This window comes from Vibrio sp. 10N.222.54.E6, assembly GCF_041473955.1.
Lineage (GTDB): Bacteria > Pseudomonadota > Gammaproteobacteria > Enterobacterales > Vibrionaceae > Vibrio > Vibrio tasmaniensis_A.
Genome location: NZ_JBFRTD010000022.1, coordinates 1 through 20149 on the forward strand (window position 1 = coordinate 1; position 20149 = coordinate 20149).

General features: G+C 41.9%; 14 protein-coding genes and 3 pseudogenes. 3 read left to right on the top strand and 14 right to left on the bottom strand.

Features of this window, described 5'->3' with window-relative positions; all coding sequences use genetic code 11:
• The first annotated feature begins 234 nt into the window (after nucleotides 1–234).
• On the top strand, nucleotides 235–411 hold the full coding sequence (locus AB4513_RS13440) for a hypothetical protein (RefSeq protein WP_157936399.1): 177 nt from the start codon (nucleotides 235–237) through the stop codon (nucleotides 409–411).
• A gap of 241 nt (nucleotides 412–652) precedes the next feature.
• Here the strand turns inward: AB4513_RS13440 and AB4513_RS13445 are convergent, their stop codons facing one another.
• From AB4513_RS13445 to AB4513_RS13470, 6 genes and pseudogenes are all read right to left on the bottom strand, one after another.
• On the bottom strand, nucleotides 653–913 hold the full coding sequence (locus AB4513_RS13445) for a hypothetical protein (protein ID WP_017098102.1): 261 nt from the start codon (nucleotides 911–913) through the stop codon (nucleotides 653–655).
• Nucleotides 914–970: 57 nt separating this feature from the next.
• Complete coding sequence (locus AB4513_RS13450; protein WP_017098101.1) at nucleotides 971–1309, bottom strand: hypothetical protein; 339 nt, start codon at nucleotides 1307–1309, stop codon at nucleotides 971–973.
• Nucleotides 1309–1467, bottom strand: a complete 159-nt coding sequence (locus AB4513_RS13455) for a hypothetical protein (RefSeq protein ID WP_017098100.1) — start codon at nucleotides 1465–1467, stop codon at nucleotides 1309–1311. The genes AB4513_RS13450 and AB4513_RS13455 overlap by 1 nt, the downstream gene beginning before the upstream one ends.
• Before the next feature lie 399 nt (nucleotides 1468–1866).
• The gene (locus AB4513_RS13460) at nucleotides 1867–2109 is read right to left on the bottom strand and encodes a transposase (RefSeq protein ID WP_032499864.1); all 243 of its coding nucleotides are present in this window, start codon (nucleotides 2107–2109) and stop codon (nucleotides 1867–1869) included.
• Nucleotides 2110–2258: 149 nt separating this feature from the next.
• Entirely contained in the window at nucleotides 2259–2747 is a 489-nt protein-coding gene (locus tag AB4513_RS13465) for an Hsp20 family protein (RefSeq protein ID WP_017098606.1), read from the bottom strand.
• A 1003-nt stretch (nucleotides 2748–3750) separates the two neighbouring features.
• Nucleotides 3751–4632: pseudogene (locus AB4513_RS13470) on the bottom strand (IS5 family transposase).
• A gap of 56 nt (nucleotides 4633–4688) precedes the next feature.
• Between AB4513_RS13470 and AB4513_RS13475 the strand changes: the two are divergent.
• Entirely contained in the window at nucleotides 4689–5051 is a 363-nt protein-coding gene (locus AB4513_RS13475; RefSeq protein ID WP_069595600.1) for an H-NS family nucleoid-associated regulatory protein, read from the top strand.
• A gap of 242 nt (nucleotides 5052–5293) precedes the next feature.
• A complete protein-coding gene (locus AB4513_RS13480) occupies nucleotides 5294–6679 on the top strand; it encodes a GGDEF domain-containing protein (protein WP_017096766.1) in 1386 nt (461 codons plus the stop codon).
• A gap of 77 nt (nucleotides 6680–6756) precedes the next feature.
• Here AB4513_RS13480 and AB4513_RS13485 read toward each other — a convergent pair whose 3' ends face one another.
• The 8 genes and pseudogenes from AB4513_RS13485 to AB4513_RS13520 all read right to left on the bottom strand — a co-directional run.
• Nucleotides 6757–7080 (bottom strand): hypothetical protein, encoded by a 324-nt coding sequence (locus AB4513_RS13485; protein WP_240798311.1) that lies wholly within the window; start codon nucleotides 7078–7080, stop codon nucleotides 6757–6759.
• 10 nt (nucleotides 7081–7090) lie between these two features.
• Nucleotides 7091–7243 (bottom strand): annotated as a pseudogene (locus AB4513_RS13490) (transposase); the annotation flags it as partial.
• A 6-nt stretch (nucleotides 7244–7249) separates the two neighbouring features.
• Nucleotides 7250–7645: a transposase gene (locus AB4513_RS13495; protein ID WP_102258085.1), complete on the bottom strand. Its 396-nt coding sequence runs from the start codon at nucleotides 7643–7645 to the stop codon at nucleotides 7250–7252.
• Nucleotides 7646–8119: 474 nt separating this feature from the next.
• Complete coding sequence (locus AB4513_RS13500) at nucleotides 8120–10150, bottom strand: ATP-binding protein (protein ID WP_017100853.1); 2031 nt, start codon at nucleotides 10148–10150, stop codon at nucleotides 8120–8122.
• Complete coding sequence (locus tag AB4513_RS13505; protein WP_017097881.1) at nucleotides 10150–11385, bottom strand: ABC transporter substrate-binding protein; 1236 nt, start codon at nucleotides 11383–11385, stop codon at nucleotides 10150–10152. Before AB4513_RS13505 ends, AB4513_RS13500 begins: the two co-directional genes overlap by 1 nt.
• Before the next feature lie 148 nt (nucleotides 11386–11533).
• Complete coding sequence (locus tag AB4513_RS13510) at nucleotides 11534–12721, bottom strand: EAL domain-containing protein (RefSeq protein ID WP_102258084.1); 1188 nt, start codon at nucleotides 12719–12721, stop codon at nucleotides 11534–11536.
• Nucleotides 12722–12730: 9 nt separating this feature from the next.
• Nucleotides 12731–16990, bottom strand: a complete 4260-nt coding sequence (locus tag AB4513_RS13515) for a CHASE domain-containing protein (RefSeq protein ID WP_240798310.1) — start codon at nucleotides 16988–16990, stop codon at nucleotides 12731–12733.
• Between the two features lie 417 nt (nucleotides 16991–17407).
• Nucleotides 17408–18895 (bottom strand): annotated as a pseudogene (locus AB4513_RS13520) (IS3 family transposase); the annotation flags it as partial.
• Between the last annotated feature and the right edge of the window lie 1254 nt (nucleotides 18896–20149).

Genomic DNA, 20149 nt, shown 5'->3' on the forward strand with positions numbered 1-20149 from the left:
TTATTCAGCCGCTTAAGCTTGCTGCTTTACAAAATGAATGGCCCCTTGAATACTAAGATTAGCGTTTCGATTTATCAGCGTCAGAGGGTAATTCAAACTCAGGGAGCATAAATTAGTATTACTTCGAGGTGTTTCTCTTCTTACGCTGTTAGCCTAGAAAAACACATGGGTTACTAGAAGAGAAAAGGACGGATATGACACTTCCTATTTTTCACTCAAACAACGGAAGGTGGAGTGTCGGTGGGTGTGGCTCAGTATGTTCCAGAACTAAATGCGGCGGTCGGTTACTTGCAAAACAACCGTAACATGAACATGAAAATCGCAATTTCAGTTAAACCACAGAACCCTACAGTGCATTTGGTGATTGGCCACAAGAGTAATGTAGAGAAAGAATATCCATCGCAAGCCTAACTGTATCGGATCTCACAGACCTTTGTACTACTCATCTAATGAACAGTTAGGAGCGTTATATGTTGTTGTCTTGGTTTAGCGACGACTACCCATCGGCCTTATTGTTATCATATTCAGGTACTAATTGAGTGAGGGGAATGATCGCCTCACCCAACTTTCATTGTGACAACGTCACAAAAAGACCGAAAGACTACGGTTATTACCTTCCTTGAAGCCCTTATATAACGTTCTGGTCAGAGTTTTATAAAATATTCAACGTTTTACTGCCCACTTTTAAATCGACTCTCTTTATACCCAAGCGATAAAGGCAAGAGAGTACGTCATTTTGAAAAACATTGTATTGACTACGATTTAGAAGTAATAAAAATTCTTCTAACAAGTATCGTTTTTGAGCAAGCTGATAAAAATCACTTATCCTTTGCTTTACATCCAAGTCAATAACAGCGACTTCCAGGCGAGATTGATTCTTCTCAAATAAAAAACTAATCGGCCATTTTGACACAGAAAACCTCCATTATGTGTGAATTATAAAAACAGTCGTTACCGCTCGAAGGGAAAATTAGAGCAACATTTCTTCTTTAATTCCTACTTTGATTAATGCCGCCTTCTCAATCGCTGTTAGTTCTGAAAGCTCACTAACGAAATCACAATCCTTGAACCGAACGTCGGTCGCTTCACCCAACTTTTCACTCAATGCCGTCATCAAGCCTTCTACTAGGCCACTGAAACGCATGGCAGTCGAGATTAAAACATTGTCACCTTGCGCCAGATATGACGACGGAACTTGTTCAGCAACCAACCTAAAAACGCCTCGTAAACGCTGACCAAAAGCACCTTCCAATTGCGTTAATGTCGCTTTCAGGTCACTTTTCGACATTTGATCCAAAGCTGAACTCATTAAATCCCCATCAAAACGAGCATGAGCATTCGCATCAAGCGCGCCTTCAGTTTTTTTGCCGTTTTTTCATGCCATTGCAAGGCCGATGTATCAATAAAACCTTGTAAACCTTGCATAGTGGCGCTTACATTTGGACGTTTGTGTGAAAGTGAGTCCACAATTAATCCTAGATGCCCTGAATAATTTTTCTCTTGTTTAGGGACAGTAGAAAGCGCCAATTCACGAACTAGACTCAGATCCCCCTTTATTCAAGGCGATATTCTGAATAAATTTAAATGAAATATTGCCTTCGCTTAGCGCATCTTGTAGCTTATTTATTGTTTCACTAGATAATAATGGTGTTAAATTCGCTGTTACTCGTGTAGACAAGTAACTCACCGAATCCAGTGCTGTTTTCTTACTATTATCCTTAGCTGAACTACCTCTAATACCTAGATCATTATCAATTTCAGAACTAACAGCAATCGTCCTGACAGGATGCTCGCTCGAGCTTTGTTTCTGTGTTTCCGGCTCAAAATAAGAACTAATAGCCTCTTTAAGTCCACCAACTTGAGCAGTTAATTTTCGGTCATTGAATAGGTTTCAGCGACAATGGCGAGTTTAGTTTGAGCAGACCACTGCTCTGATGAAGTGTTGCTCTTTGGCACGGTGGCTCCTGAACTTCTGAGTTGCGGGCGCCAATAATACAGGGTCGCAGTGCTAATTCCTTCCTCTTCGGACACTTCTTTAACTGACATCGAATAGGGAGGCAGCAGCTTCTTCAATATCGCTTCTTTTCTTTCAACTGAGATACGAGACACAATTACTCTTTATCGCCCAAACTGGTTAAATTTTAACAGTGACAACTACCCTGCCAGATAGGGATATTGTGAACCCAGATTTAGACACAAGAACAGCTCCCGATTGGGAGCCGTTCCCCTTTCAAAAATGATAATGTGCTTTCACACTATCATTCTCCTTTAGCAGCTTTATTATCTTTGGTGCTTGTCTCTTCAGCCTTATGCTCTAATACATCACAGTTTTTATTGATAGTGATGGACTTAGGCTTCATAGCTTCAGGTATCTCTTTCACCAGAGTAATAGTTAACAATCCGTTAGAAAGATCTGCATCCGTAACTTCAACATAATCAGCTAAGTTGAACTTACGTTCGAATGTACGATTGGCGATACCCTGATACAGATATTTATTTTCTTTATCAGCACATTTTTGCCCACGTACACTTAGCACGCTCTTTTCTACTTGAATATCAAGCTCTTCCTGAGTAAATCCGGCTACGGCCAGGGTGATGGCATAGCGATTCTCTTTTAGAACTTCAATGTTATATGGTGGGTAACCGTTGATAGCAGTTTCACTGGTCATGGCATGATCAATTAATGATGCTAGACGGTCAAACCCAACACTACTACGGTATAGTGGAGATAGGTCAATTGAGCTCATAATATATCCTCCATAAGAAGCAATACAAAATAAAAACAAGAGTGATGAAAAGGCCTCTTGATAAGACAACCTTTTCAAGGTTTTTTATAGTGTTTACGAACAATTATTTCAATAGTTTTTATATAGCAATTTCTCATTGAATTAGTTTTTTTATATGAAATTGTTATATCCTATCTATAATGACGAGACAAAAATAGTTCATAATTAGACGGTCTCTCTACTCTCTGATGGGCAATATTCCACGATATGAATTACGCGGGTGGCATGGGGTCGAGATCGGTTGGTTGAGTTAGAAATGAAAAAAGGCAGACTTTCAGTCTGCCTTTTTTGAGTCACAAGAGATTACTATCAAATCAAATGGAAGGTGATTTATGAATGTGACTCTATGCTTATGTGCGGGTTATGTTTGAAAAATCAATAGCCATGTGATGATTTATTTAACGTAATGGTACTTAGTGTGAACCCAAATTTAGACACAAGAACAGCTCCCTATTAGGAGCTGTTCTGCGTTACGGAGTCACGCAATTGAACATAGGAATAATGAACACCAATAATTTTTTTTAGTGAGTTTTTTAAAATGTATGTCTTTTTACGGCATAACCTTGTTTTTCTTAGATTCATCACTACATCAAATATGAACAATGTTGCTGTTAAACTAGTTTAAAGGTTTTGTATGGCTATCTATGTAGCGCCTGGTAATAAAGTCGGGCGAGATGGGGCTCTTTTCAAGAGTGTAAAATTAATACAACAAATCATACGGTTGTAGTAAAATATGGTCGGTATTGTACTATCCGTGATCATGAAATAGCGCCTCCAACAAGTACTGCAGCGCGACATTGGTTGCAGATTTATAGAACACCAGATAATACGGAGTAATGTCCGTAACATTATCGTAGAAAGGTCGCTTAGCGGCCTTTCTGCATTTGTAAGTATTAGGTAGCCTCCTTGCGGCTTTGTTGCGTAATTAAATTTAGAGATAGAGCTACCCCGTTTCGCGTATTTCTTAGTCAATACGACAAGTTTCAGGCACACCTAACCCAGTAAGCTTGTTCAACGCTTTTATCATCGCGTAAGTTTCACCCACCTGTGCATTGTAATTTCTTAAGCTCAGTTTCCCTCCTAGCAACTGTTTAACTCGATACATCGCTGTTTCTGAGAGTGAACGTTTGTGGTATCCATACCGCTCTTTCCAATACTTATTTGAGCCGTATAATTTCTGGCAACCCACGGCGAGATTTCGAGGGTGACCACGCTCCCAGAAGGCAGCCCCTTCTCTTGGGGGAATAAGCGCAATAGCTCCCTTAATCTTAATAGCAGCGTGACATGCTCTCGTGTCGTAAGCGCCATCACCAGACACCTCAAGGAGACTTCGGCGTGTTTGTTTCAGTAAGTTTGGGAGTACTTCTCCATCTGTAACCGTCGATAAACTTAGCTCGGCGGCAATGATCTCATAAGTGCTTGTATCGACGGCAATATGAAGCTTTCACCAGACCCTACGCTTGCCATCCGTCCCGTGTTTTTTGACCATCCATTCACCTTCGCCATAAACCTTAAGGCCAGTAGCATCAATGGCTAGGTGTTGTATCGCTCCTCTCGTTTTAGTCTTAAATGAGACCTCAACTTGCTTGGCTCTACGACTGATGCAGGTGTAATGCGGACAACTTAACGGAACATGGGCTAACCTAAATATCGAGTCGATAAATCCTCGCAGCGCTGTCGTGATAGCTAAACCACTGAACCGACGTGGCCTCCCGCGCTTATTCTGTTTGCTTTGCGCCCAACCGCTTATTGCCTCTTCATCAATCTAAAAAGTCAGAGAGCCACGGTTAATGAGTGATTGGTTGTATTGCTTCCAGTTGGGTGTTTTATAAAGAGGTTTAGGAATAGGGCTACGAGAGAGTGGACGTAGCTGATCAGATCGTAGGTTCTTGATTTAGTTCCATTGAATTACGCAACAAAGCCCTTAATATCCGCTCGCTTCGGGCGTTCTCTCGTGAATTAACACTTGAGGAACTTGAAGAAGCACTTAAGAAGTTAACGACCGTCTTTCTTAAACGCCAAGAAACAAAATTCGCTGAAATCGTAAATCACATCAAGGTTGATGTTGAAGCTCTCATAGAAGCTCTATCAGGAAAATCAAAAAAGAACACAAAAGGTAAACGTAAGCCTCGCCCTGCTAAATATAGATACACCGACGGGAACGGCAGAGCACAAACATGGACTGGTCAAAGTCGCACCCCTTCCATAATTCAAGAACAGCTTGATGCTGGTAAATCACTTGATGATTTCTTGATCGCGAAATAGTCGCTTCTTTCCCCCCTCCTGCAGTAGGAAGATTTGATCTTGTTGTTAACAACAAGATCAATATTCATATAGAAACGAAACAGAAGCCTTGTTTAAGTTAGTTCGATAGGCCTGAAACCGAAGGCGGGATCCCCATCCTTATTAATGATAATATTAAACGCAGTATTTGGGAAAAATCTCCTAGATTGAATCATTATCTATAAAAGTTAAGTCCTAAGACACCCAATGAAGGCGATATATAAATGGCAAAAAAAAAACGAGCACTCACTTCACTCACTCTTTTTTACAGCCAAGTTTTCTGCAAGGTGATTGCAGCTTTGTCTGTTCTCATTTTAGCTTCCTATCTTTTTGATATTAAATGGCTCTATCGACCAACAAGCCATGGGGCAGCTACGCATCCTATAACTGCTTTTATCTTTTTACTTCTTTCTTGCGCCTGTATTTGGCGGAAAAAGAGTCTGAAGATAACCAGAAGCCTCGTAAGCCTTGCTTTTTTCATACTTGTCATTCGTTTCTATCAACAAAGTACTGGAATTAATTTAATTGACCCTGTTCTAAGTTATTTCATCTTTTTTGATACCCCACTTCACGCAGAGTCTCCCATCGAGATGGGGTTTAATACATCAGTAATGCAACTTTTTGCTGTCATAGCCATTTTTTTCCTCTTAAATAGACGTCCTTGGTATCTAATACAAATTTTTGCCATTACCGCTATTTTCCTCCCATTTGTCTCAGCCGTTGGTTACGCTTATGGTATTGATTCATTTTATGGCCAGATGTCTCCGGTCACCACTATATTAGGGTTCTTTTTAACCATATCAATTTTTGGTCTCACAGCCCACCGAGGCGCACTTAAAACACTCTTATTACCTACTTTAGGAGCGAAAATAGCGCGTACGCAGTTAATCTTTGGGTTGTTATTTTGCCTAGCTGGCGGCTTTCTCACCACTTATATTTTGGATGATGAAACCAGCGGTTTTGCTATCTATGTAGTGGTGGTCTGTACGTATATCACCTTTACAATGCTGGCTAGTGGTATTACTTATGAGCAATTCGATAAACGTAGACGCCTCCTTGAAAAACAACTCCATAAATCCGCAATTACTGACCGGTTAACTGGATTGTATAACCGATCAGAGTTCGATCAAAAAATCCAAGCAGTATTTGAGCAACAAAACCTGAACCAGGAAATAAATAGTTTACTATTAATAGATATTGATTTTTTTAAGCAATTCAATGATACCTATGGGCACTTACTAGGGGACAAAGTTTTGCAGCTCGTCGCTAATGTTCTGAAAAACAATACACGCTCTTCTGATCTAGTTTGTCGTTATGGTGGAGAGGAATTCACTATTTTACTTCTTCAAACAGATCTTGAAATCGCCAGCAAGATCGCTGATAACTTAAGAATATTGGTGAGTGAACAAAACCTCACAGCCCCCCTAGAATACGAATCAGATCAGCAAGTGACCATCTCTATAGGATGCGCTAGCCTCTCACAAGCGGAGACAGTCAAAGAGGTGATTAAGCTAGCGGATAATGCTTTATATGAAGCAAAGAAACAGGGGCGAAATAGAATATGTCTCGCTCACGATAAGAGTGAACGCAAAACTTATGACAATTTTTAGCGGCATCGAGAAATCCTAAGAGCGGTTTTGTTGCGTAATTAAATTTAGAGATAGAGCTACCCCGTTTCGCATGCTTTTTAGTCAATACGACAAGTTTCAGGCATACCTAACCCAGTAAGCTTGTTCAACGCTTTTATCATCGCGTAAGTTTCACCCACCTGCGCATTGTAATTTCTTAAGCTCAATCGCCCTCCTAGCAACTGTTTAACTCGATACATCGCTGTTTCTGACAGTGAACGTCTGTGGTATCCATACCGCTCTTTCCAATACTTATGTGAGCCGTATAACTTCTGGCAACCCACGGCGAGATTTTGGGGGTGACCACGCTCCCAGAAGGTTGTTCCTTCTGACTCGCTTAATCTTAATAGCTGCGTGCCACGCTCTCGTGTCGTGAGCGCCATCACCAGACACCTCAAGGAGGCTTCGGCGTGTTTGTTTCAGTAAGTTAGGGAGGACTTCTCCATCTGTAACCGTCGATAAACTTAGCTCGGCTGCAATAATTTCATGAGTGCTTGTATCGACTGCAATATGTGCTTTCGCCATAAACCTTAAGGCCAGTAACATCAGTGGCTAGGTGCTGTATTGCTCCTTAAATGAGACCCCAACTTGCTTAGCTCTACGCTGATGCAGGTGTAATGTGGACAACTTAATGGAACATGGAAATCTAAATAGCGAGTCGACAAATCCTTGTAGCGCTCTCAGTGGCATAGAAAACACGCGTTTCACCATGAGTGCTGTCGTGATAGCCAAATCACTGAACCGACGTGGTCTCCCGCGCTTATTCTGTTTGCTTTGCGCCCAACCGCTTATCGCCTCTTCATCAAACCAAAAGGTCAGAGAACCACGGTTAATGAGTGATTGGTTGTATTGCTTCCAGTTGGTTGTTTTGTAAAGAGGTTTAGGAATAGGGCTGCGAGAGAGAGTGGATGTAGCTGACCAGATCGTAGGTTCTTGATTTAGTTCCATTGAACCACATTGGTTATATACTTACTCATAGCAAGCTACCCGCTCAAGCGTATGTGTTTAGCGCTGCCAATATTCAACGAGTCATGAAGAATTAAGGAATTAGCTGCCAAACCGCTACAATGACACTCGCTTCCAAAAGCAAAAGGTTCTCTATTTAATAAAAACTGCGGTTTATTTGCTTGGTTCCGAAATAATGTTTCACGAGTAAAGGCCTAAGTTAAGCCGGATAACCAAACTCGGCGACAAGTATGTACACTATAAGCTCATGGCGTTAGAACAGCGATTGTCAATCTTTTTGGGAAAAAACTGAGACAATGGTGTCGAGGAATTTTAGAAAGAGCTGGGCAATAGTGACCTCCCCGCAAAAACGCCCGGAGCATAAGATTACTGTTACACAACCAAACTGAATATGAAAACTATGCTTTTTATACCTAACATTTCTCTCTGTGCCCAAAGCTAGTCATGCAGATTAATTTATGGACTGTTGGCCTTTTCTACAGCTTGGTTTGACAGATATTGATTAAAGACCGAATCTAACACCCCCTCATTGACTGGTTTTGTGATGATTTCTGCGCAGCCAACCTCACGCATTTTAGTTAGGTTTTCCTCGAAGGCATCAGCGGTACAAGCGATGACGATGCTATCACTATAGGGTGAAGATAAAGCCTTAATACGTTTCGTAGCCTCAGTACCATCCATAATAGGCATATGGTTATCCATCATGATTACGTCATAAAAGGTTCTGCTCGCTTGCTCAAAACCTTTTTGTCCGTCAAGGGCAATATCACACTTAAAACCTCTTTTCTTTAGGAATTTAGATAGGATGATGCTATTTACACGATTGTCTTCAACAATCAAAGCTTTCAACCCTTCGCCATTAAATAACTTCATTGGTTCATTTATTTGCTCTCTAGGCTGTGATACAACTTTGACAGGCACGCAAATGATAAAGCGTGTCCCTACACCTACTTTACTTTCCAAGTTAAGCGTGCCATGCATAGTATCTACGAGCTTGGAAATAATAGTTAAGCCAAGTCCAGTCCCGCCAAATTTACGCGTAGTTTTCCCATCGCCCTGAGTGAATGGGTCAAATATCGTTGCTTGTTTCTCTGCGGGGATACCAATTCCCGTATCAGACACCTTAATTTCTAGATAATCGTTGTTATTCATTTGCGTGAGCCGGGTAGAAAAATGGATCTCCCCTTTTTGAGTAAACTTCCACGCATTATTGAGAAGATTAAGAGCTATCTGTGCTAACCGGGTCTCATCGGCAACTAGGTGTATTGATGTTTCAGAATAGGCCGTTCCTTCAAACGTTATACCTTTATCTAAGCATAAGGGTCGATAACTATTTTCAATTTTATTGTGTAGGTCAGCCAGTTTAAATTCAGAAAGATTAAGCGTCAGCTTACCAACCTCAATTTTAGAAAAATCTAGTATATCGTTGAGAATTGAGATCATATGGTGCCCGGAAGAGAGCAAGGTTTGTTCAAGCTCATGACGCTCATCTTTATTTTTACACTGTGTCAGCAGTTGAGCTGCCCCCAAAACCCCGTTCATAGGGGTTCTCAATTCATGACTAATAGAGGCTATAAATTGTGATTTAGCGACACTTGCGGTTTGGGCTTCAATGGCTACTTTTTTTAATCGGCGCTCAGACTTTTCTAGTGACTGATAAGGAGAGATGAGGAGCTTTTTACCTGTAAAATAGACCAATATATATGTCAACGCACCAGCTATCGATAACGCAACGATGAGTGAACGGATAAATTGGTTACGATTGTTTTGATAGATAGCAGGGTTAATACTGTAAACTAAATCCAAGTCGTATCTAGGGAGGTATGTTGTATGTTGCGTCCAATCAATTGGGGGAGGCATACCCCAACTATTATCGCTTTGAATTAAACTTACTTGATATTGTTCGGAGAACCTCAACGGTGATAAAAAGGCGTCAATATCAAATGGCTTCACATACACAAGTAAACCTTCTAGAAAACCGTTGTACAGTATTGGAAGAGCAACCATTAAGTTATTACTATCATCTTGAAAGGTAAATACCCTAAACACACTCGATAGATCTCCTTGTTCAATCTTAGTGTGCAGTTGAGCGAACAGTTCATCCGGTAAGGTTAACTCTTGATAAATTGGGTCACCAAGAATATCCAAGATCACAATATAGTGCTTACCCGTCACTGGTTTCACGATTGCTAGTCTATCACTAATCTCTTGTGGTGTAGCACCCCCCCCTAAAGCGGTAGAAATCACCACTTGATGTGAGGCAATTTTCATCGCTAAATTTTCGGTATTATTCAGGGATTGGCTAATATAACTCTCTGCCGTACTTAGTTTAATTGAGGTATTGATTTTCTCCAGGTTTCTTATTGATTGCTGAGCTTGCTGCTCTAAAAGTCCATAAGTGATAAGAGCGAACACAACCATCGAGATAAACAAAAATACACCGTAAAGCTGAATACCACTGAGTTTTGGTCGAGTTTTATAGATCATTAATCTGCCTTATTAATCTTAGCTGAATCTAACAGCTTGATGGCTCCCACTTGAGTGTACCTCGCCATGCACAAATCATCGGCTCCTAGCGCCTCATGAGCATCAGGATGTGCCACGTCATAAACGCTAAATGGTTGTTCATACGTCTTTAGCAAACCTTGAACCGGTGTGTCCATCTGCTCCAACGCCAGCTTAAGTAGCTGTCGATTATTCACCATATCATCGGTGAGGGTGATACTTTGTGCGGCTTGAATAAATACTTTAGCCAGATCATAGCCATGCACAAAGCCAGCTGGGGCGTCAATAAAATCATTTGTAAACTTATCAGGGAATAGCGCCGTAGCTTGGCGGTATACCTCCTTCGATAGATCGTTCTCCGGAGAGCTATAAAAATTAAAACAAGATTGAACAAAGCTTAAGGCAGTTCTCTGGCGAGCATCAAATGAAACTCGCTGAGAGAAACCACCTCCGGTGATCCCCCAATGACTGAAAATTTTTGGTGGTTGTTCAAGATCAGAGAGAGCTTTGACTAATAAGGGGCCTTCTCGTGAATTCCCTACAAACAGGACACATTCAACGCCGGTTCGATTAAGATCGGCGGCTATCACACGAGCCAGAGCCTCGTCAATTCCCCAATTAAACCAAGTAACCCGAGCTTTTAAGTGTGTGCTGTGGTCAGCTACTGATTGGAAAATCGTTTTGTAATTAGACTTACCCCAAGGCGTTTTTTCTAATAATAAGTCAACAGATTGGCAACCATTATTGATTGCTGTTGAGACCAGTTTCCCCCCAACTTTTGTGTCGTCAACAGAGAGGCGAAATACGAAATTCTTCTCAGACGGGTAGCGAGTTATAGGACCGCCTGCAGCCCATGGCACCAAAATCAACAGTTCACTTTCATTGATATAATCGCGATATTTTATCAGGGGGGAAGAATGCAACCCGGCGAAGAAAACAATTCCATTAGGGTCTTTCTGGTAGCGCTGCATATTGAGCTTGCTTCGCGCCGTATTCCCACGATGGTCAAGTACTTCGAACTCTACTGGAATGCCAAAAAGTTGATTACCATGCTGAGAAAAAGCCGTTTTTACACCCATTTCTATTGCCTCCGCTGAGGCTAGATGCACGGTTCGATCCGAGTCTAGATATACTTTGAGAACAGAAGGGGCTGTTATAGCTGGCGTAGAGCCAACCACAAATAAGCCGATGACTGTAGATTTAAGCCATTTTTTCATTCCGTAGCCCCCTTAATATAAGTTATTGTTTTATTTATGATTTGAATTCTAGACTAGATATTTAGACTTGCAAATGATTTAGGAGGAAAAGTACGGCAGAGGTGCATAAGTGATTCAATATTGACACCATTTACTCTTGAATTGAGGGTTAGCTCTCGACGCCTTCCCATTCATCTAACCATCGAGATAAATGATTTTCAGACATTGGCTTGGCAATAAAGTAACCCTGTGCGACATCACACCCTATCTTACGTAAATACACCCAATCCTCAAGATCTTCCACTCCCTCAGCCACGGTCTGCATTCCTAATTGCTGGGCCATCTTGAAACTGGCTTCAAAAATCACGCGTAAAGACTTATTTTTATGGGCCCCATGCACAAAACTTCGGTCGATCTTAAGCTCACTGAATGGAATATCTCGTAACTGGGCCAACGAGGAATACCCCGTCCCAAAGTCATCAATAGATAAAGCAACACCTTTAAGTCGCAGTCGTGTCAGGATGTCCAACGCTAACTGCCGATCATTCATCAGCCGGCTTTCCGTTACTTCCAAGACTAAGTTTGACAATGGGACTCTAGCCTCATGTGCAATGTTTTGAATCTTATCTGGAAACTCCAAGGACGTCAGACTTTCCATTGAAATATTGATTGACATACAAAGCTTTGCGCCCACAGATTGCCAACGTTTGCTCTGTTCCAGAGCATTAGCTAAGACAACCATCGTCAAGTCATCTATCAGTCCATACTCTTCAACAAGTGGGATAAATTTATCAGGTAACACTAGGCCATCTTTAGGGTGTTGCCAACGTACCAAAGCTTCTACACCGACAATTTCACCATCTCGAAGCCTGACCTGTGGTTGGTAGTAATTGATTAGCTCACCTTGTTGAATAGCTCGACGCAGATCAGCTTCAGAATACTCTTTCAGGTCATCAAAACATTCCGTCTCTAGATGAGCGGCCTGATGCTCAATAATTTCTTTTAACTGAGTGGGACTAAAAGGCTTATGGAGACAACCAAAAATATTAAGTTGATAAGTGGTTGCCAGCTTTTTAGCACTGTCTAGAATGGCTTGTTCTTCACCACTCATCAAAATAACACCTCCCTGGTAGCCTATACACCCCAAGTGACGGACAAACTCTACTCCGTCCATCTTTGGCATCTGCAGATCACAAAAAATTAGTTCTACCTCTTCAGGATGCATTTCTAATTTTTGAAGAGCATCAACAGCATGTTCATATTGATGAACAACAACCTTTTCATTCACAAAATCCTTTAATTGATGAGCAAGCAACTTCATTAAAAACGGCTCATCGTCAATCAACATTATCGCCATACACTTCTCCTATATAATTTTTTTATCAAGGTAGCAGATCACTTCCTCTTCCGTCTCTGCAAAACACTTATCTAACAGAGTCATGGTCAACTCCACCACTGCGACATCACCTATAGTACAAGCATTTTCAAGCTCGGCACACAAGTCACCTAATCTCATCGCGCCCACTGAACGAGATGAAGATTTGAGCTTATGAGCGATACTGCTCACTTCTCTAATATCCTTAGCGGAAGAAGCGGCTCTTAACTGTTCCTGCTGTCTTGTCATTAAACTCAAAAAATCAGTCAAAAAATCACACATAACAGCTGGCTCATTTCCGACAAGCTCAGCGAGCTTACTGACAGTCAATATTTCAGAGTCCCTAGGCTGTTCCTCTTCAAGTAATCCAAGTTCAGGCACTCCATTCTGGTTGGGCAACCATGTTTCAAGAGCCTCTTTAAGTAAATGAAGCTGGACAGGTTTTGTAAGGTAATCATTCATTCCTACCGCCTTGGCTCGACTCTTTTCACCTCTCAAAGCGTTGGCTGTCAAAGCTAGGATAGGTTTTTGTGCCCTCTCCAAGTTATCCTGTCGTATCGCTTCCGTTAATGCATAACCATCCATTTCCGGCATATGTAAATCCGTTAATAGCAACGCATAACTTCCCTCTTGCCAAAGTTGATAAGCCACCAATCCGTTCTCAGCAACCTCTGCCGCATAACCTAGTAGACTCAACTGTTTAAGGATGACTTTTCGGTTGATGCTATCATCCTCTGCAACCAAGATTAACCGTCCTTCTGCACGGGCTTGTGCCACACTCGGTGCCGCAGTTAACGGCAGAGACTCTTCCCCCACTTGATCAAGTATTATTTCAGGCGAAACAATTCCGGCAGCCACTGAAACAGACTGTAAAAACTCTTTTCGCCGCAATAGGTTACAATTTAGAGCAACAAATTCAGGGGATTCAAATTTCAGGGGCCGAGGCTGATCTCGAGTCATCAACAAGTGCCTAATATACCCACTTTCAATTCGTGAACTTTTCAATGTTTTCAGAAAAGCGATGGTAAGTTCCGGGACATGTTTTTGCGGTCCAATAATTATAACGACAACCTCTTCAAGCAACTCAGCAATACGTAACGCTTCGGAATGGGTGCTAACAACTTGAACATTAGCACCCGAATGCTCGAGGTAAACTCGTAGAGCGTCAGTATCAAATACTGAGTTCTCAACTAGGATACACTTTGTCTCTGAGAGTAACGATAAAGGTGGTATGATCTCTTTCTGATAAATTGCCAAAGGTAAGCTAACTGTGAACGTAGAGCCTTCTCCTAACTGACTGTTTACTTTAATATCTCCGCCCATTAAGTCCACTAAGCGCTTCGAGATCGCCAATCCTAACCCAGACCCCCCAAAACGACGCGTTGTGGATGACTCCGCTTGAGAGAAAGAAGTAAATAACATAGCTAAGGCATCCGACGATATTCCAATGCCGTTATCCTCGATATTGACAACCATTTTATTATCAACAATGTTCACGCGGACTGAGACGTCTCCTCGTTTTTCCTTACGACCACCACTAAACTTAATTGCATTACCAATTAAATTATAGAAAATTTGCCGCAACCGGATTGGATCAGACAAAATATAACTTGGAAAAATCGGGGCAATAAATAATTGCAAGTCAACCTCTTGCTTCTCAGAAACGGAGACAAGCGAGGAGCATACCCCTTCTATAAGTTCTTCGACAGATACCGGAAATTTTTCAAGATCTAGCTTACCAGCTTCAATTTTTGAGAAATCTAAAATATCATCGATGAGCCTCAGCAGGGCAAACGCAGAGTCATGAATAGTTTTAACTTCATCAACTTGATGGCACTCCAGCTGACTGTGTGACAAAACCTCTAACATACCAATAACCCCGTTCATTGGCGTCCGTATTTCGTGGCTCATTGCCGCCAAGAAAGCCGATTTAGCATGGCTTGCTTGTTCCGCCTCAATTCGAGCTTGCTCTAGCTTTTCATTTGTTGACCGTAATGACGCTGTGCGTTCAGACACCCGTTGGGCAAGTTTTTTACGCTCCTGCTCTATGACAAAATTGGCCGCTTTTTGCTGCTTGGTTGCCTCCTCAAGTTGTCGTAAAGCCTGATGACGTTCGGTTACGTCCCTAACCATTGAAATACAACGCCTTTTCCCTCCAGGTAGAAAAATGTACTGAAGATTGACTTCGACTGGAATGAGATGACCATCTTTATGTTTATGAACAGTAGAAATATGGACAACCTGCTGTTCGCCATTTAACAAGGGTTCAAGCAACTTCCGGTAACGGTTTTCATCGAACTCAACTTTGAAATCAACGGCAGTAAGATCCAACAACTCTTCTCTGGAATAACCAAGTTGACAAACGGCACCTTCATTAACATAGCTGTGGCGAAGCGTTTCTGGATCAAAGATAAATGCCCCATCTTCAATGGCATTCAGCATAGCCATCGCTTCTTTATTTTTCCTCTCTGACTGAACACGCTGGGTAATATCCCGAATAGCGACGGCCACCTGCAAGCCCTTTTCCGACTCAACAGGGCTTAAACTAATGTCAACCGGAAAATCAATCCCCCCTTTACGTCTAGCCATGGTAGAGAGTTGCTCAACACGAGCTCCTTCACCCAATTCTTCATTCTCGAAGAAAGAGCTATTGATATTTGAATAAATACCAGGTAAAAATCGATCTATTAATTGGCCTTTAAGTACATCTTTCCCCCAATTAAAAACAACCTCAGAATGGCTGTTGGCCTGAGTAATACAACCCCCCCTCTCTATTATCAGTATGGCATCAGGTGCAAACTCAAAAATATCAATGAAACGACGTTCATGACGCCTATTTTCAGTTACGTCGTGCATAGCAACCACAGCACCTAGGCGCTTACCATCGAGATCACAAATCGGAGCTCCACTGGCCAAGACGAAGCGGGGACTTTGACCATTAGCGATTATGCAAAGTAGATCATTTTGAATATGCTCACCATTAAATGCTCTAAGCAACGGTATGTTTTCTTTCGCCATCGGTGTTCGCCCGTCACCTTCATATAAATTGTAATAATTACTCCAGAGTTCGGGGGGAATCTGTAATGGGTCAGATCCATGCCACTCTCTTGCTGTACGGTTAAATAAAGTTAAATTTCCGTCCGCGCCACAAGCCACCACCCCTTCACTCAAACTCTCTAAAAGCATTCGATTGAGCTCTTCTTGTCGCTTTAGTTCTTGAGTGCGTTCATTAACACGATTTTCTAACTCCTGGTTTAGGCTCTTAAGGGATCCTTCGGCTTCTCTCCTCGCCGAGGCCTCATGATGCAGCTTTTCAGTTGTTTGATGTGAAACAATCAACATCCGAAAAAGGAAAAAAAACAGAATACTTAAGAGCCCCCCAGTTCCAGCAACAATACGAGGCAGCGAAAAATCGAGACCGGCTTCAAACACGGGGGTAGAAGTATAGATGATCGTCCAATCTCGACCTGCAACATTAATCACCTCCGAGCGTCGAAATGTCGATATGAATTGCTCGTCCACAATACTTAAGGCGCTATTCCCGTCATACAGCAAACTATTAGGGGTGTCTTCTGCGCCATCATATAACCGAAAGCTTACCGTTGAGACGTTAGATTGAAGGATACCTTGCATGAGATCTCTTGCGCGGAATGGGCTGTAAACATAACCAACAAAGGCCTCCCTTCGCTCTTCAACTGTATCAGGGGAATAAAGCGTTTTGTAGATAGGTAAATAAAGCAAAAAACCAGCTTGTTTATCCTCAGTAATCTCCTGAACTAACTCAACCCTACCGGATAAAGCAGCTCTTCCTGTATCTCTTGCCGTAGACATAGCCTGACGCCGAACGGCTTCAGAATACATGTCAAAGCCAAATGCCTGCCGGTTGCGAGCATCAAAAGGCTCCAAATAGATAATGGCCGTGTATTCATCTCGCGCCCCCTTAGGTTTAATCTCATACTGAGGAAAACCTTCCGCCCGAACTTGCTGCACATGCGCCTCTTTATCTCGCGCCGAAATAGGAATTGAAACACCAATCCCCTGTATACCAGGATAATGCAAGCCAAGATTTAACTTAGCGATATAATTCGCCCACTCCTCACGATTGACCTGTTCAGAAGCAGCAAATAGAGCAACGCCCCCTGAGAGGGCCTGTTGATAATTCAACATGCGATTTTGAATCAACGCTTTAACGTCTTGGGTATAATTAGTAAAACGGCTTTCAGCATTGCGTTCAACATAATTTCGTGCCATAGACCAACACGCTATTGTTGCACTGAGTGACAATATTAATATACTTAAAGATAGCTTTATGGCCCGAGGCTTCCCAGTCATACATACTCCAAATCAACGATTGACGACACGAATTCTTACGAAACCAGTAAAAGGACGAACAAACTAGAACCTAATTAATATAAATGTATATCCACTAGTTGTAGTACAACACCAAACATAAGGAAAGGGCTCTATCCGCTTAGATGAGCTTGATTGATTGGTAAAAGTTAGAGTGAGTTTCTAGGATTGAATTTTGTCTAATCTTCAATTTAAAGGGGATTGTCGCACTTATTATCTGAAATCGGGTGTAAACGAAATTCCATATTGATAATCTACAAAATTATAGCCTTGGGATTCCGGTGTTTTTCAAGGTAGTTGTCATCATTTTCTTGCTTATTAAGCAGCTTCTCTTTCTGGATTTAGGTGAATGTCACCAACAGGCGCACAGTTCCTGATATCACCAGACCACCGCTCAAGCTTTCGCTGTTTTGCTGCTAGCAATACCTCTACACGACGCTTCAAGATATCTTTATCTTTTCCATTGTGACGCTCTGAAGGCGTGACGTGACGTAATTTAGCTTACTCTGCTTATGCTCGGTGTTGTACCAGCGTACGAAGGCTTCAACCCAACTTCGACTACTATCGATTGTTTCAAAGCCCTTTGCTGGCCAGCTTGGCATGTACTTTCCTGTACGGAACAATGACTCGACATACGGGTTATCATCACTGACTCTTGGCCGGCTATACGATGAGGTAATACCTAACTCTTCCATTTTTGCTTTAAACGTCAGCGACTTCATCGGTGCACCATTATCTGAGTGAAGAACCAGTGCTTGATTGAAGCATTGCTCTCGCATCAACGTTCGTTGCAGAAGTTGTGACGCCAGCTCACCGCATTCATGCTCATACACTTCATAACCAACAATTTTTCGACTGTAGATATCCTCAATGACATACAGGTAATAGTGTTGGCCTCGAACCCTTGAAGGTAAGTGATTGATATCCAATGCATAAAATTGGTTCGAGTCCGTCGCTGTGTAACTGGTTGGCTTCGTTTGCTTCTGTCTGCTCCGCTGACGACCTCGTTTGTGAAGTTGCCCCTGCGTACTCAGCACTCAATAGTAGATCGACTCAGAGGCGATATACTCACCTCTCTCAAGCAGTGTCAGGACGATTTGAGTTGGAAGCAAGCTTGCGAACTCAGAGCGGTTACACACCTCACGCTCTTCCTGCGACAGCTTGTTAGCAGGCTCTGGTCTGATGCATATGGCCTTTTGTCAGCTTGGACTTCACCTTGCTGATACCAGCGACGATACGTTCTCAAGTCAATTTGAACTTCATGGCAAGCTGGCTCTAAACGGCATCCGCATTGCTTCGCTTCAAGGATAATCGTCACTATGGTCTGCCTTTCATCGGTTGAGGTTAGTCGTCCTCTGGCTCTTCCCCGTAAAAGGCTCTCAGCTTTTTTCTTAGTACCAAGAGGGCGGCCGTTTCAGCGAGTGCTTTTTCTTTGAGTCGTAAATCTTTCTTCAACTCTTTGATTTCAAGTTTGTCAGCTTTAGCCTGCTTCTTTGCTTCAGCTTCCCGCTCTTTACTCGACTTAAACCCTTGCATACATTCGCGGCGCCAGCTTTGGATTTGTTCTGGAAAAAGACCTTTTTCACGATCATATTGGTTGAGTTCACTTTCTGTCATTGAGTAGGTTTTAGCGATAATGGCAAGTTTAGTTTGAGCAGACCACTGCTCTGATGAAGTGTTGGTATTTGGGACGGCGGCTCCTGAATGTCTGAGTTGCTGGCGCCAATGATACAGGGGCGCAGTGCTAATTCCTTCGTCTTCTGACACTTCTTTAACTGACATCGAATATGGAGGTAATAGCTTCTTTTCTTTCTACTGAGATACGAGACACAATTACTCTTTATCGCCCAAACTGGTTAAATTCTAACAGTGACAACTACCCTGCCAGATAGAGATAGTGTACGGTTTCGAGAATAACTTCAGAGGGAAAGTGGCAGCCTTTAAACATGACGATTCAGAGTGTTGAGTGGAAATTGAACAAATCCTAACCTAAAGCTTCAAAGTTTGCGATAGAACCATTTTCAGGTTGTCGAAGAATTGTGTGGGCAAGTTGATGTGGAAGTTGGCCATATTTCAGCAGATAAAATATACGATACCGATGACGTCTATGACGCATTAGCGAGCGAATTTCCAGAAACTGACATAGCGATTCCTCCCAAAGAAAATCTGTATGCTGACGACGCTCATAACCCTAAAAGGGTGAGCAATTTGGTGGTGTACTCTGCATTAAGTCCCACGCGCAGGCAAAAGACAAAGCAGTATGGAAAACGGAATGTCTCAGATAATGCAATGTAGCGTTACAAAACAATTATTGGCCCCAAATTACACAGTAGAGACTTTAACAATCAACAACAGGAAATGATGCAAGCGGCATCAATATTAAATCGATTTATGCAGCTTGGTATGACCGAGAGCTATCGAGTCGCCTAATGACATCAAAAGACAAAGTGGGTTGATTACGGAAACAAAGCCACTCAGAAGTGGCTGATGAACCGTACTTTTTGTCGCCCCAATATACAACGAGATTAAAAGATCTCCCTCAGATCATATATTGAAGGTTTCTAAACCTAGATTTGTGTATGGACAACTTTCGTGAGGAACGAGCGAATAGTTGTCCATACACAAATCCGACAAAGCAACGCCAAAGCGTTGCCCGTCAGGTTTATGCGTTCGTTACTCTCTATGGCACCAATACTTACGGAAATTGGAAGTCCGTAGTAGGAAAGTAGAAAAACATTGATCGATGAACGTTAAGCTAGTTTTTCTAATATTCTTTATTTTATGTGGATAAGTAGTTTTTTTATTTAATAAATTGAGTTTATCCACATTATCCACAATCTCTATAACAGTATATAACCTCTATATGATCTATAATTTATATAAGATCTATAATTGCTAAAAAACACTTTAAAATCATAATGATATTGAGGTTTTGGCAACATATTATTAGTGTGATTGATCTTGTAGTTAGTCTTGTTGATCTTTTAATTAGTCTGGGGGTAACAAGAAATTAGTGTTATTGATCTAAATTTTAGTGTGAAGGTTACATTTTTTTAGTGT

Coding starts and splice junctions, on each gene's coding strand:
- AB4513_RS13510 (WP_102258084.1), bottom strand. CDS start 12,721: ATGGCGATAATGTTGATTGACGATGAGCCGTTTTTAATGAAGTTGCTT.
- AB4513_RS13505 (WP_017097881.1), bottom strand. CDS start 11,385: ATGAAAAAATGGCTTAAATCTACAGTCATCGGCTTATTTGTGGTTGGC.
- AB4513_RS13500 (WP_017100853.1), bottom strand. CDS start 10,150: ATGATCTATAAAACTCGACCAAAACTCAGTGGTATTCAGCTTTACGGT.
- AB4513_RS13450 (WP_017098101.1), bottom strand. CDS start 1,309: ATGAGTTCAGCTTTGGATCAAATGTCGAAAAGTGACCTGAAAGCGACA.
- AB4513_RS13485 (WP_240798311.1), bottom strand. CDS start 7,080: ATGGCGCTCACGACACGAGAGCGTGGCACGCAGCTATTAAGATTAAGC.
- AB4513_RS13515 (WP_240798310.1), bottom strand. CDS start 16,990: ATGGCACGAAATTATGTTGAACGCAATGCTGAAAGCCGTTTTACTAAT.
- AB4513_RS13495 (WP_102258085.1), bottom strand. CDS start 7,645: ATGGAACTAAATCAAGAACCTACGATCTGGTCAGCTACATCCACTCTC.
- AB4513_RS13465 (WP_017098606.1), bottom strand. CDS start 2,747: ATGAGCTCAATTGACCTATCTCCACTATACCGTAGTAGTGTTGGGTTT.
- AB4513_RS13480 (WP_017096766.1), top strand. CDS start 5,294: ATGGCAAAAAAAAAACGAGCACTCACTTCACTCACTCTTTTTTACAGC.